This is a genomic window from Kurthia huakuii LAM0618, assembly GCF_000505545.1.
Lineage (GTDB): Bacteria > Bacillota > Bacilli > Bacillales_A > Planococcaceae > Kurthia > Kurthia huakuii.
The window spans coordinates 657,041-671,139 of record NZ_AYTB01000008.1; the positions used below are offsets into that span (position 1 = coordinate 657,041).

General features: G+C 41.2%; 13 protein-coding genes and 1 riboswitch. Of the genes, 1 reads left to right on the forward strand and 12 read right to left on the reverse strand.

The features are described from left to right. Positions 1-51: 51 nt before the first annotated feature. From V514_RS0107670 to V514_RS0107685, 4 genes are all read right to left on the reverse strand, one after another. On the reverse strand, positions 52-501 hold the full coding sequence (locus V514_RS0107670) for an acyl-CoA thioesterase (RefSeq protein WP_029499382.1): 450 nt from the start codon (positions 499-501) through the stop codon (positions 52-54). A 129-nt stretch (positions 502-630) separates the two neighbouring features. Continuing rightward, positions 631-1,398, reverse strand: coding sequence for a succinate dehydrogenase iron-sulfur subunit (gene sdhB, locus V514_RS0107675; protein WP_029499383.1), 768 nt, complete (start codon positions 1,396-1,398; stop codon positions 631-633). A 2-nt stretch (positions 1,399-1,400) separates the two neighbouring features. Beyond that, complete coding sequence (gene sdhA, locus V514_RS0107680; protein WP_029499384.1) at positions 1,401-3,155, reverse strand: succinate dehydrogenase flavoprotein subunit; 1,755 nt, start codon at positions 3,153-3,155, stop codon at positions 1,401-1,403. Positions 3,156-3,214: 59 nt separating this feature from the next. Further along, complete coding sequence (locus V514_RS0107685) at positions 3,215-3,826, reverse strand: succinate dehydrogenase cytochrome b558 subunit (protein WP_029499385.1); 612 nt, start codon at positions 3,824-3,826, stop codon at positions 3,215-3,217. A gap of 272 nt (positions 3,827-4,098) precedes the next feature. Between V514_RS0107685 and V514_RS0107690 the strand changes: the two genes are divergently transcribed. Beyond that, positions 4,099-4,518, forward strand: a complete 420-nt coding sequence (locus tag V514_RS0107690; protein ID WP_029499386.1) for a YslB family protein — start codon at positions 4,099-4,101, stop codon at positions 4,516-4,518. A gap of 282 nt (positions 4,519-4,800) precedes the next feature. Here the strand turns inward: V514_RS0107690 and V514_RS0107695 are convergent, their stop codons facing one another. From V514_RS0107695 to V514_RS0107730, 8 genes are all read right to left on the reverse strand, one after another. Further along, entirely contained in the window at positions 4,801-6,030 is a 1,230-nt protein-coding gene (locus V514_RS0107695) for an aspartate kinase (RefSeq protein WP_029499387.1), read from the reverse strand. Between the two features lie 111 nt (positions 6,031-6,141). Further along, a riboswitch (Lysine riboswitch) is annotated at positions 6,142-6,325 on the reverse strand. Between the two features lie 56 nt (positions 6,326-6,381). Then, positions 6,382-8,154 carry an excinuclease ABC subunit UvrC gene (uvrC, locus tag V514_RS0107700; RefSeq protein WP_029499389.1) on the reverse strand — a complete coding sequence of 591 codons (1,773 nt, stop codon included), beginning with the start codon at positions 8,152-8,154 and terminating at the stop codon, positions 6,382-6,384. 110 nt (positions 8,155-8,264) lie between these two features. Continuing rightward, entirely contained in the window at positions 8,265-8,579 is a 315-nt protein-coding gene (gene trxA / locus V514_RS0107705) for a thioredoxin (RefSeq protein WP_010288204.1), read from the reverse strand. A gap of 214 nt (positions 8,580-8,793) precedes the next feature. Then, entirely contained in the window at positions 8,794-9,771 is a 978-nt protein-coding gene (locus V514_RS0107710; protein WP_029499390.1) for an electron transfer flavoprotein subunit alpha/FixB family protein, read from the reverse strand. 37 nt (positions 9,772-9,808) lie between these two features. Then, entirely contained in the window at positions 9,809-10,582 is a 774-nt protein-coding gene (locus tag V514_RS0107715) for an electron transfer flavoprotein subunit beta/FixA family protein (protein ID WP_029499392.1), read from the reverse strand. Positions 10,583-10,609: 27 nt separating this feature from the next. Continuing rightward, positions 10,610-11,383, reverse strand: coding sequence for an enoyl-CoA hydratase (locus V514_RS0107720; protein WP_029499393.1), 774 nt, complete (start codon positions 11,381-11,383; stop codon positions 10,610-10,612). 51 nt (positions 11,384-11,434) lie between these two features. Then, positions 11,435-12,016 carry a TetR/AcrR family transcriptional regulator gene (locus tag V514_RS0107725; protein ID WP_029499394.1) on the reverse strand — a complete coding sequence of 194 codons (582 nt, stop codon included), beginning with the start codon at positions 12,014-12,016 and terminating at the stop codon, positions 11,435-11,437. Positions 12,017-12,093: 77 nt separating this feature from the next. Beyond that, positions 12,094-13,806, reverse strand: coding sequence for a long-chain-fatty-acid--CoA ligase (locus tag V514_RS0107730; protein WP_029499395.1), 1,713 nt, complete (start codon positions 13,804-13,806; stop codon positions 12,094-12,096). Positions 13,807-14,099: the final 293 nt, after the last annotated feature.

The window sequence follows — 14,099 nt, forward strand, 5'->3', positions numbered from 1 at the left end:
TATAAGCTCTATTTTGACTTTAAATACCTTAATAAGCAAGTCATTTCTGAATTATTTAACTGTTACCGCAAGTGATTCTAATTGCTCATTATTAAACGCTATAGATTTTCCTGTATTTTTATTCATTTGTACAACGATGCTTGTACCCGTAAAAATAATTTCGTCACCGTTCAGTGCAACGTAGTGCATATCGATTGATGAGCGTCCTACGCGTGCAATTTTGACGCCGACTGACAGCTTATCATTGTAATACGCCTGTTGCACATAATCGCAGTGAAGGCTTGCTATCACCGGCATACCGATAACACCTGGCTCGACTTCTTGCTCCATTAAGCCGCTTTGTTCCATAAATGACGCGCGCACTTGCTCGAAATAAATAAACGGCACGGTATTATTGACGTGCCCAAATAAATCCGTTTCACAAAAGCGCACTTTAATGTCCTCAAAATAATGAAAATCTGCTAACCACGTTTGTACGTCCTCAATATAAGCTGGTAACATGCAATCCCTCCAAAATGAATAGTTGTTCATTCTCATATTTTACCAATATCTACTCGAAATTGCACATAATTTCTTGATGCGAACAAAAAAAAGCCACCCGCATAAGCGAGTGGCTGTCGTTCATTATTCTTAGTCAACCATGTGGTCAGAACCGAAGAAGTTTTTGAACATTTGAACTGTTGCAGCACGGTTAAGTGACGCAATAGAAGTTGTTAAAGGAATACCTTTTGGACATGCTTGAACACAGTTTTGAGAGTTACCGCAGTTAGCAAGACCGCCGTCTCCCATAATCGCGTTTAAGCGTTCGTCTTTCACCATTGCACCTGTTGGGTGAGTATTGAATAAACGAACTTGTGATAAAGGAGCTGGACCCATGAATGAAGAGCCAGAGTTTACGTTAGGGCATGACTCTAAGCAAACGCCGCAAGTCATACATTTTGATAACTCATAAGCCCATTCACGTTTACGTTCTGGTAAACGAGGACCTTCACCTAAATCGTACGTACCATCGATTGGAACCCAAGCTTTAACTTTTTTAAGTGAGTCGAACATACGTGAACGGTCAACTTGTAAGTCACGGATGATTGGGAACGTGCTCATTGGTTCGATTGTAAGTGGTTGTTGTAATTGGTCAACAAGAGCTGAACATGATTGACGTGGACGGCCGTTGATAACCATTGAACATGCACCACAAACTTCTTCTAAACAGTTCATATCCCATGCTACTGGCGTTGTTTGTTTACCGCTTGTCGTAACTGGGTTCTCACGAATTTTCATAAGAACAGAGATAATGTTCATGTTTGGGCGGTAAGGAACTGCGAATTCTTCCCAACGAGTTGATGCTTCTGGTCCATCTTGACGTTTGATTTTAACAGTAATTGTTTTTTGATCTGCCATGATTAGTGAGCACCTCCTGTGTAGTCACGTTTACGAGGTTTGATCATTGAGCAATCTACTTCTTCGTAAGTGATTGTTGGTTCAAATGACGGTGTGAATTCTGCAATTGTTGTTTTTAAGAAGTTCTCATCATCACGTTCTGGGAATTCTGGTTTGTAGTGAGCACCACGAGATTCATCACGTAATAATGCACCTTTTGTAATTACGTTAGCAAGAGCAATCATGTTACGTAATTGACGAGTGAATTGAACACCTTGGTTAGACCATTTCGCTGTATCATTTACGTTGATGTTGTTCCAACGCTCTTTGAATTCAGCTAATTTGCCTAGTGTGTCTTGTAATTGTTTGTTATAACGTACAACTGTTACGTTGTTTGTCATGATTTCACCAAGCTCTTTGTGAAGAAGGTAAGCGTTTTCGTTACCTTTATCCATTGAGATAACATCATCCCATTTAGCTTGTTCTTCGCGAACTGCCTCATCATAAATTTTAGATGGAAGGTCTTCAACGTGTTTGTCTAAACCTTTAATGTAGTTCACTGCGTTTGGACCAGCAACTGTACCACCGTAAATAGCTGACAGTAATGAGTTAGCGCCAAGACGGTTACCACCGTGTTGAGAGTAATCACATTCACCTGCAGCGAAACAACCAGGGATTGTTGTATGTTGATCGTAATCTACATATAAACCACCCATAGAATAGTGAACAGCTGGGAAGATTTTCATTGGTACTTTATGAGGGTCATCGCCTACGAATTTTTGGTAGATTTCGATGATACCACCAAGTTTAATGTCTAATTCGTGTGGATCTTTATGAGATAAGTCAAGATACACAACGTTTTCGCCATTAACACCTAATTTTTGGTTGATACATACGTCGAAGATTTCACGAGTCGCAACATCACGAGGTACTAAGTTACCGTACGCTGGATATTTTTCTTCTAAGAAGTACCAAGGTTTACCGTCTTTATAAGTCCAAATACGGCCACCTTCACCACGAGCAGATTCTGACATTAGACGTAATTTGTCATCGCCAGGGATTGCTGTTGGGTGAATTTGGATCATTTCACCGTTTGCGTATTTAGCACCTTGTTGGTAAACAATTGATGCTGCAGAACCAGTGTTGATCATAGAGTTTGTAGATTTACCGAAGATGATACCAGGGCCACCTGTTGCCATAACAACAGCGTCACCACGGAATGCACGGATTTCATGAGTTGAAAGGTCTTGAGCTTTGATCCCTTTACATACGCCTTGTTCATCAATAACTAGGCCTAAGAATTCCCAACCTTCGTATTTTGTAACTAAACCTTCAACTTCCCATTTACGAACTTGTTCATCAAGTGCGTATAGAAGTTGTTGACCAGTTGTCGCACCAGCGAATGCTGTACGGTGGTGCATAGTACCGCCGAAACGACGGAAGTCTAAAAGACCCTCTGGTGTACGGTTGAACATTACGCCCATACGGTCTAATAAGTGGATGATACCAGGTGCTGCTTCACACATTGCTTTTACAGGTGGTTGGTTCGCTAAGAAGTCCCCGCCGTAAACAGTATCATCAAAGTGGATCCAAGGTGAGTCCCCTTCACCTTTAGTATTAACGGCACCATTCATTCCGCCTTGCGCACATACAGAGTGTGAACGCTTAACCGGAACTAATGAGAATAATTCTACTTCAGTGCCCATTTCAGCAGCTTTCATTGTAGTCATTAAGCCGGCTAACCCGCCGCCAACAACTAGAAGTTTGCTTTTCGCCATGTTTTTTCTCACTCCTCGTTCAGATAGTAGTTAGCGTTTTCAATAATTTAGCTAGTCGATTAAACGAAAGCTAAAATCGCCATTACGCCTACTACAGATAGCAATACAAAGAAAATCATTGTTACCCAAGTTGCAACTTTTTGAGATTTTGGAGATTGTGTAATACCCCAACTTACTAAGAATGACCAAATACCGTTAGCCAAGTGGAATGTAGCTGCTAGAATACCTACGATGTAGAATGCTAACATTGCTGGGTTTGATACGATATCAGCCATCATATCGTAGTTAACTTCAGCATCTGCAATCGCTTTTTGTAAACGCGTTTGCCAAATATGCCAAGCAACGAACACGACTAAGAAAATACCTGTTAAACGTTGCATCGTAAAGAACCAGTTACGTACTGTACCGAAACGGTTTACGTTTGGTTTTGCAGTGAATGCAATATACACACCATAGAATGCATGGAACATTAACGGAATATAAATTACAACCCACTCAAGGATTAGTAGGAAAGGAAGACTTTCCATTGTTTTTGATGCTTTGTTGAATGATTCTGCACCATTTGTAGCAGAAAAGTTGATGAATAAGTGCATCGTTACGAACAGACCTACAGGAATTAAACCAAGTAGTGAATGTAGTCGACGCCAGTAAAACTCTTTTTCTTTCGCCAAGACTGTTACCCCCCTTAGTACTTAAAACACACAGCACAATATGAGCGATGGCGGATTCGCCAACGCATGGTTTCACTGCACGCTTTATCATGGTACAATATTATGACAAGTTCATTGTACTCTCATAACTATTGAGCGTCAAGGAAACCAAGGCAATTTCAAAGCGTCCTATACGTATGGAAATCGCTATATATGAATAGGATTATCTATTTCAAACATTATTTCTCTATCTTATTCAAATTTTAGACAAATTTTTAGAAAGAAGTGGTCATATGTCGCAAGAATTAACAGAAAATGTTTCTGCGTTTGGCTATGAACTCATTCGAGACCATATTCTCTCATCCATTTTAGGAAAAAATGAAGAGGACATTCTCTATTGGGCTGGTAAGGAGCTTGCGCGCAAATTCCCTGCTACAACGCTAGATGAAGTATTACAATTTTTCACCGATGCTAGCTGGGGTACACTAACGCTTGATAAGCAATCAAAAGAGGAAGCTTTCTTTACATTATCAGGTGCCGAAGATCTACTACATATTACACATCGCTGCTTCCGTTTAGAAGCAGGTTTTTTAGCGGAACAGCATCAAACAATCTCTGGACTTCTTACGGAATGTTTAGATGATAAAAACGAAAAGAAACAACATGTGACGTTCCATGTGAAATGGGATGTCAAAGATCCAATTGAACGTTAAATCATCGATTCAATATAAAAGAGGCTAGGACATACGTGTAAAAACCCCCTCTCAGATGAGCATAAGAAAAACCGGAACCGCGCTGTGACGCGGTTCCGGTTTTTTGTGGCGAACGCTAAAAAAGGAAAAGGAACTGTTTTGTCCCAGCCTCTTTTTCATTACATGTTGGTCTTTTTATGAAAAAAATTATTCGTTATACAAACCTTTCATGTCATTTACATTTTTAAATAGAAGAAACTCAACATTTTTAGAGATTTAGCCCCTCTATTTTAATACGCTTAGCTATGCTTCGATTGAAAGTTTGTTTAATTCAAATTCTTCATGTAATGCGTTAGCGGCGTTCAACATATCCTCATGTGCAACAACGACCGATACTTTAATTTCAGAAGTGCTAACCATTTTCACGCTAATTCCTTCACGATATAAACGTTCAAACATTGCGGCGGCAACACCGGGATTCGAAGCCATGCCCGAACCAACAATCGATACCTTCGCCAACTGCCGTTCATGTTCAATATGGTCATACCCTAATGTCTTTTGATGTGCCTTTAATACAGCAAGCGTTTCTTGCAGTTGAGATTCTTTCACTGAAAAGGACACGCTTGGATTGCCATGCGCAATCATCGCTTGCACAATAATATCAACATTAATGTGATTTTTCGCTAACGTTGTAAAAATATTCGCCAATGAGCCTGTATAGTTTTCATTATAATAAGCGGTCATACGCACAATTTGCTCTTCAAATGCGACGCCACGAACAACAAGTTGTTTTTCCACCGTTACTTCCTCCTTCAAAATCGTCCCTTCTACTGCTTCATAGCTAGAGCGTACAGTCATCGGCATACGATGATTTTTTGCTAATTCAACGCTACGCGGATGTAGCACGCCAGCGCCTAAATGTGCTAACTCTAACATTTCATCATACGACAACTCGTGTAATTTACGCGCCCCTAGAACATAGCGCGGGTCACTCGTATAAACGCCATCAACATCAGTATAAATGTCACAACGTGCTGCGCCAAGTGCGGCCGCAAGTGCTACTGCAGTCGTATCCGATCCACCGCGCCCAAGCGTCGTAATATTCCCTTGCGCATCAACACCTTGAAACCCTGCCACTACAGCAATTTCACCGGCATCTAACGCTTGCTGAATCGCAGCTGCTTGAACCGTTTCGATACGCGCATTGCTCGGTACTTGCTCGGTCACAATACCTGCTTGCCACCCTGTAAAGGACTGCGCTTTTAGGCCAAGTGTTTGAAGTGCCATCGATAATAATGAAATTGTGATTTGCTCACCGGTTGTTAACAACACGTCCATTTCACGTTTTGAAGGCGCCGTCGCAATGTCATTTGCCATCACCACAAGCTGGTCGGTCGTTTTTCCCATTGCGGACACAACCACAACTAGACGATATCCTTTTGCATATTCCTGTTGAATTCGCTGTGCCACATGCTGAATTCGTTCGGTTGTCGCTACCGAAGTACCGCCAAATTTTACAACTAAAGTACTCAAATTTTCTCGCTCCCCACATATAATCTATGCCAGGCAGTCAACATGAATCAAAAAAAGAGCGCCCTAAAAATTAGGCCGCCCTTCGCATGTACGTTCATCGTTCGAACATTCATGTGTGATAGCCCTCCAGAACCGTTGCTGATTCTGACAATTCTACACTTCTTAAATGTAGAACCAACAGTTAGAAAGAATAGCTTTACTAACCATTTCGGCGGCCTCCCCTTTCAACATTTCTCACCGGTTCTATCCAACCTAAAAATGTTTACTATTAGAGTTCCGCGCCTCTATCATCACTAATCTAGTGATTTCATTTGGTGCTTTAACACTATCACAATATTTGGAAAAAGACAATTATTTTTCCGAAAAATACGCAATTACGGTAGTAGCTAATGGTTTCGGCAACCCGGCTTCACGTAATTGTGCCTCGTCGGCCTCTTTAATTTTCTTAATCGTCCCAAAGTGGCGCAACAATTGCTGCTTGCGTTTTGGCCCAATACCAGGAATATCATCAAGCACCGACGTCATGGCATTTTTTTGGTGTAGCTGTCGATGAAAGGTAATCGCGAAACGATGGACTTCATCTTGAATACGTTGCAACAAGTAAAAAGCTTCACTATTATGCTTCAATGGTACAAGCTCTGGCGGGTTGCCATACAACAACTGCTTCGTTCGGTGTTTGTCATCTTTTGCTAAACCGACAATCGGAATATCAAGCCCTAGCTCATCCTCTAGCACTTCACGCACAACTTCCATCTGCCCTTTCCCGCCATCCGTCACAATCAAATCCGGCCACACTTGATTGTCACGCAACAAACGTGTATAGCGGCGGCGCACGACTTCGCGCATCGCCGCGTAATCATCATGAGCACCTGCTTGCTGAATTTTAAATTTACGATAATCTTTTTTAGAAGGTTTCCCATCAACAAAAACGACCATCGCGGATACCGTATCTGCCCCAAAAATATGCGAGTTATCAAACGCTTCAATGCGCAGCGGCGTGACGATATGGAGCGCATCGCCAAGCTCTTCACACGCACCAAGCGTCCGTTCTTCTTGGCGTTCAATCAATTTAAATTTTTCATCAATCGAGTTTTGCGCATTTTGCGTTGCGAGCTCAAGCAATTCCTTTTTCTTGCCTTTTTGTGGTTGCACTACCGCGACGTCTAACGCCTGTGCGAGCATTTTTGCATCGATTTCTTTTGGCACGAGCACCTCTTTTGGCAATAAATTTCCTTGCTCATAAAAGCGCGCCACAAATGTTAAAAATTCCTCGTCTGGTTCGCCGTATGATGGAAACATCGAGACGTCACGCTCGATTAATTTTCCTTGGCGCACGAAAAACACTTGTACGCAAATCCACCCTTTATCAACGGCATAGCCAAACACATCGCGGTCGGTAAAATCATTGCTAATAATTTTTTGATGTTCCACTACTTTTTCAATATGTGCAATTTGGTCACGAAACTCTTTTGCCCGTTCAAAATCAAGTTGTTCCGAAGCTTCATACATTTTTTTCGTTAAATCTTTTTTCACATCGTCTTGACCACCTTTTAAAAAGCGCGCGATTTCCTGCGTCATGTCATCGTATGTTTCAATCGCAATGTCTTTAACACACGGGGCAAGGCATTGGCCTATATGATAATACAAACAAACGCGATTTGGCATAGGTTCACATTTGCGTAACGGATAGAGGCGGTCGAGTAATTTTTTCGTTTCCGCTGCCGCATAGCCATTTGGATACGGCCCAAAATATTTTGCCCGATCTTTTTTCACTTTGCGTGTAATGACGAGCCGCGGATAACGTTCATGCGTAATTTTTAAATACGGATACGTCTTGTCATCTTTCAGCATAATATTGTATTTTGGGTCATGTAATTTAATTAAATTAAGCTCAAGTAAAAAAGCTTCCATATCCGATGATGTCATAATGTATTCAAAATCTACAATTTCACGCACAAGGCGCTCAGTTTTTGCATTGTGCGAACCTGTAAAATACGAGCGCACGCGATTTTTCAGCACTTTTGCTTTACCAACGTAAATAATCGTTCCTTGGCGGTCTTTCATTAAATAACAACCCGGTTTATCAGGTAAAATGGCGAGTTTTTGTTTTAATAAATCATTCAACGATGATCCCCCCTCATTATTTCCATTATACAAAATCGAACAGGCGTTCACAAAAAAACGGGAGCTACACCGAAGTATAGTTCCCGTTTTCATCTATGATTTGTGCTTGATTAAGCGTGTTTTGATACGAATTCAGCTAAAGCTTCTTTTGGTTGGTAACCAACAACTTTATCTACTAATTCGCCGTCTTTGAATAGTACTAGTGTAGGAATTGACATGATGCCGAATTCTGCAGCTGTTTGTTGGTTTTGGTCAACGTCAACTTTTACGATTTCTGCTTTGCCTTCGATTTCAGGTGCTAGTTCTTCAAGAACTGGCGCGATCATTTTACATGGTCCACACCAAGTTGCCCAGAAATCTACTAATACTAAACCTTTTTCAATATCGCCATGGAATGACGCGTCTGTTGCATGTTTAATTGCCATTGTTATATAGCCTCCTTAGTTCTCATTACCGAAAGTTTAGCACATTTCGCAGGTGCTCGCGACTATTTTGCTTGATATAAAGATATATCTGTATAATCTAGCGCATGATTCTTCTGATATCTCTTCTATACAAGACAGATTTCCTAAGAAATATGACAAACTATGTAAATAGAAACGAGGAACCGCCTACTAGCGATTCCTCGGAAAGTTTTGATTAAACGTTTACTTGAAGCGCTTTTACTTCTTCGATTAGAAGAGGTACTACTTCAAATAAGTCGCCTACGATGCCGTAGTCCGCTACGTTGAAGATGTTTGCTTCTGGGTCTTTGTTAATTGCAACAATGACTTTTGAGTTCGACATACCAGCTAAATGTTGGATAGCACCAGAAATACCTGCAGCGATATAAAGATCCGGTGTTACAACTTTACCTGTTTGGCCGATTTGTAGTGAGTAATCACAATATTCTGCATCACATGCACCACGAGAAGCGCCAACTGCACCGCCAAGAAGGTTCGCAAGCTCTTTTAATGGTTCGAAACCTTCTGAGCTCTTTACGCCACGACCACCAGAAACGATTACTTTCGCCTCTGAAAGGTCTACACCTTCTGTTGATTTACGTACAACGTTTTTCACGATTGTGCGTAAGTTTGTAATATCTACTGATAGTGCTTCAGCAGAGCCCGCTTTCGATGCATCTTTTTCAAGAGGCTCGATGTTGTTCGGACGTACAGATACTAATAGTGGAGAGCTTTGAGATGCCACTTTTTCAAACGCTTTACCCGAGTAGATTGGGCGGATGAATTGTACGCCATCGCCTTGTCCTTCGATTTTTGTTACGTCTGAAATAAGACCTGCTTCTAATTTTGCCGCAACTTTTGGTGATAAATCTTTACCAAGTGCTGTGTGACCAAACACGATTGCTTCTGGGCCTTCTTGGTCGATTACCGCGTTAAGCGCTTGACCATAACCATCAGAAGTATAATGTTGTAAGTGTGGATGCTCCACTGTAACTACGCGGTCAGCACCATAAGCGAATAGCTCACCTGCTAAGTCACCTACTGATTGGCCGAATAATGCTGCAACGACTTCGCCGCCGCCAGAGATCGTTTTACCTGCTGCGATTGCTTCAAATGATACATTTCGTAACGCGCCTTCACGTGCTTCTGCTAAAACAACTACTTTTTTTGACATTGTAAATCCTCCCATCAATTTGTTTACTTAGGATGTATTAAATAACTTTCGCTTCAGAATGTAGTAATGATACTAATTCTTTTACTTGAGCTGGTAATTCACCTTCAAGTACGCGACCTGCTGCTTTTGTTGGTGGAAGGAAAATTTCCACAACGTTTGTTTTTGGTTCTACATCGTCTTCATCGATGTCTAAATCATCTAACTCTAATTCTTCAAGCGGCTTTTTCTTCGCCTTCATAATCCCTTGTAAAGAAGGGTAACGTGGCTCGTTTAAGCCTTGTTGTGCTGTGATTAGTAGAGGTAGTGATGTTTCGATTTCTTCTGAATCCCCTTCAACGTCGCGTACGATATTTGCTTTACCGCCATTGATTTCAAGAGAAGTAATAGTCGTTACATAGTTGATGCCTAATAATTCTGCTAAACGTGGAGCTACTTGACCTGAGCCGCCGTCAATTGCAACGTTACCGCCTAGGATTAAGTCTGCTTCTTTATCTTTTAGGTATTCTGCTAAAATGGCAGAGATTGTATATTGGTCTAAATCATCTAAATCTTCTTCAGCGTTAATTAATACGGCTTTATCTGCGCCCATTGCTAAAGCTGTGCGAAGTTGTTTTTCTGACTCTTCGTTTCCGATTGTCACAACAGTTACTTCGCCGCCCTCAGCGTCGCGGATGTTAATCGCTTCTTCGATAGCATATTCGTCGTACGGGTTGATGATGAATTCAGCACCGTCCTCTTGAATTTTACCTCCGTTAATAACGATTTTTTCTTCCGTATCAAAAGTTCTTTTTACTAATACAAAGATGTTCATAATCGTAAACCTCCCTATGTGTATTATCTATTTTCCCTCAAATACTGGCTTGCGTTTTTCTACAAACGCTGTGATGCCTTCTTTTGCATCTTGTGTTTTAAAGCATGCTGCAAAGTGTTGTGCTTCCGCTTCTAATGTTTCCTTTAGATTCGGCGCATCGCCTAAACGTAGTAGGTCGATTGCTGATTTTAATGCAAGCGGACTTTTTTCGGCAATGTTATGCGCTTTTTGAAGTACGCTTACTTTCAATTCCTCCTCTGGAAAATGCGCGTTAGCTAAACCCCACTGTACAGCTTCCTCACCTGTTAATGGTTCGGCCGTAAACATCATCTCTGCTGCTTTGGCAAGACCAACGTGGCTTGGCAGTCGTTGCGTACCACCGTATCCTGGAATTAATCCAAGATTCAGCTCAGGAAGCCCAAGCTTGGCGTTGGACGCGACATATCGGATATGGCAGCTCATAGCTAACTCTAATCCACCACCTAGCGCTGCACCATGAATGGCCGCGATAACGGGTTTCTCGAAAGTTTCGATTTTTCTGAAAATTTCATGCACAGTCATTGTCTGATCATGCATTTGTTTTTCCGTTTCAACTTGCGTAAACTCTTTAATGTCTGCGCCAGCTGAGAAAAATCGGCCTTCACCGTGAATGACGACAACACGTGTTTCTGAATCGGCCGCAATTTTATCAAATAAACCGTCAAGTTCGACGATAAGCGCATAGCTCATTGCATTCGCCGGTGGACGATTAATCGTAATGACTGCTACAGCGCCTTCTTTCGATAGTTGTAGAAAGCTCATTCGCTAATTCCCTCCTATATGTAAGAGGCCGAGCATAACCCAGTCTCTAAATTATGACTTAATACCATTCAGCAATAACTCATATACTTTGGGTGCTAGTGCGAGTAAATCAAATTTCTGGTCTTTCATCACCCATGAAGTCGTTACTTCATCAATGGTGCCAAAAATGCATTGTCTCGCCAAACGAATGTCCATATCCGTTCTAAATTCACCTGCTTCAACACCCTCTTGTAAAATGTCATCGATCAACTCGAGATATCCTTTTAAAATGGCATTTATTTTCACGCGAACTTCGATATTGGATTGGCGTAATTCTAGTTGTGTCACGATTCCAAGGTGTTTGTTATCCGTTTGTACGTTAAAGTGACTTTCAATCATCTTATACAGTTTCTCGGAAGCTGCTTCATTGCGTCGTACAATCATTTGTAAGCGGTTAATAAAAACAGCCATCTTATCTTCAAAAACAGAAATTAAAATATCTTCTTTATTTTTAAAGTATAAATAAATGGTGCCATCTGCAACGCCGGCTTGCTTCGCGATTTTTGAAACTTGTGCTTGATGATAGCCGTTTTCTGCAATGACAATCACTGCAGCATCGATAATTTGCTTATACTTCGGCTTTTCTTTCCTCACTTTGTATCACCACCATATCCAAAAAATGAATGGTTATTCATTCACACCTTTATAATAAATGCTTCTGGTAAGTTTTGTCAAGCAAGGTAATCATTTTCTTTTTGCTTTTCTTCATCAATTAATTGGCGACGTAAAATCTTCCCTACCGCCGTCTTTGGTAACTCTTCTCTAAACTCATAAATACGCGGTACTTTATACGCCGCTAAACTTTGACGGCAATAGCGATTTAAGTCGTCCTCACTAACAGTCGCGCCTTCTTTTAAGACGATAAATGCTTTTACCGTCTCGCCGCGATATGCATCTGGCACGCCGATAACGACACATTCTTGAATTGCCTCATGTTCATATAACACTTCTTCAACTTCGCGTGGATAAATGTTGTAGCCCCCTGCGATAATAATATCTTTTTTACGGTCTACTACAAAGAAATAACCATGCTCGTTCATATACCCCATATCGCCAGTTAATAGCCAACCATCGCGTAATGTTTGTGCAGTTTCTTCCGGACGATTCCAGTAACCTTTCATTACTTGTGGCCCTTTAATGCAGATTTCTCCTACTTCACCAATAGGTAGCTCGGTCATTGTTATTGTATCCATAATCGCTGCATCTGTATCTGGCCACGGTACCCCAATAGAGCCTTTTACGCGCTGGTCCGTCCATAAAAAGTTCCCATGTGTGACTGGCGACGTTTCTGTTAGGCCATAGCCTTCTACTAATTTACCACCTGTTACTTTTTCGAATTGCTCCTGTACCTCGACCGGTAACGGCGCCGAGCCACTAATACAAGCTTTAATCGATGATAAGTCATATTTCTCAAGCTCTGGGTGATTTAAAATACCAATATAAATCGTTGGTGCTCCCGGGAAGAGTGTCGGTTTTTGCTTGTCGATTGTTTTCAGCATTTCCGTCGCATCAAATTTTGGTACTAAGAGCATTTTCAGCCCTTTCATCACGCTTAATGCGAGTACGGTCGTCATGCCATACACATGGAAAAACGGTAATACGCCAAGCACAATATCTTGCTCACGCTCTTGTTCTGGAACGCGATAATCTGTCGTCCACATCGCACAAGCTTGCACATTCGAGACAATATTACGGTGGGTCAACATGACACCTTTTGGAAAACCTGTTGTACCACCTGTATATTGCAACAACGCTAAATCATGATTAAAATCAAACGCTTCATCTAATGCAGGCGCTGTTTCAGGCGTTGTACGCAAAATTTCTGTAAACAAATGATTGACCCCATGATGCTCAACCGATACTTTGAAACCATATTCCTTTTTCTGCATAAATGGATAGACAACGTTTTTTGGGAATGGCAAGAAATCTTTTATGCCGGTCACAACAATATGCTCCAACTCCGTCTCATTCCACGCTTTCATAATACGCGGATACAAAATATCGAGCGTCACGATTAATTTAGCACCAGAATCTTTTAATTGGTACGCTACTTCTCGCTCCGTATAAAGTGGATTGGTCATGACAACGGTACAACCTGCATACATCGCACCAAAAAAACTAATAACTGCTTGTGGTGTATTCGGTAGCATAATCGCTATACGATCACCTTTTTGAAGCCCTAACTTTTGAAGATAATTTGCAAATTTATACGCATATTGCTGTAACTCTTTGAAACGAACTTCTTTGCCCATAAAATAAATCGCGACGTCATCCGGTGTCTTTTCTGCTACTTCTGTTAAATATTGTTGCAGCGGTATCTCCCGATAATCGAGTGATGTTGGAACTTCTTTCGGATAACTTTTCAGCCAAAGTTTCTCAGTCACTTGCAAACACCCCTTTGCAATAATAAGTTAAAAACTTACTTTTAGTATATCGGACGCCGCAAGAACTTTCAATGAATAGTCGCTCATTTTTTTGTTTTTTCGAGAAAATAAGTAACCGAAGCAGAATCATCAATTTCGATTTAGTTATTAAAATCTGCTACGATGTGACATGCCAATACGAGCTCGCTATTGTGCCATCAGCCATTTGCTACGAGCACATGTCACATGTATTAATAAATGCGCGAAACTAATCTAGCTGTCAGAAATCGCTCATGAGCTCGAGTAGCGTGTTT

Coding starts and splice junctions, on each gene's coding strand:
- sdhB (WP_029499383.1), bottom strand. CDS start 1,398: ATGGCAGATCAAAAAACAATTACTGTTAAAATCAAACGTCAAGATGGA.
- sdhA (WP_029499384.1), bottom strand. CDS start 3,155: ATGGCGAAAAGCAAACTTCTAGTTGTTGGCGGCGGGTTAGCCGGCTTA.
- trxA (WP_010288204.1), bottom strand. CDS start 8,579: ATGGCAATTAAACATGCAACAGACGCGTCATTCCATGGCGATATTGAA.
- V514_RS0107670 (WP_029499382.1), bottom strand. CDS start 501: ATGTTACCAGCTTATATTGAGGACGTACAAACGTGGTTAGCAGATTTT.
- V514_RS0107715 (WP_029499392.1), bottom strand. CDS start 10,582: ATGAACATCTTTGTATTAGTAAAAAGAACTTTTGATACGGAAGAAAAA.
- V514_RS0107710 (WP_029499390.1), bottom strand. CDS start 9,771: ATGTCAAAAAAAGTAGTTGTTTTAGCAGAAGCACGTGAAGGCGCGTTA.
- V514_RS0107720 (WP_029499393.1), bottom strand. CDS start 11,383: ATGAGCTTTCTACAACTATCGAAAGAAGGCGCTGTAGCAGTCATTACG.
- V514_RS0107690 (WP_029499386.1), top strand. CDS start 4,099: ATGTCGCAAGAATTAACAGAAAATGTTTCTGCGTTTGGCTATGAACTC.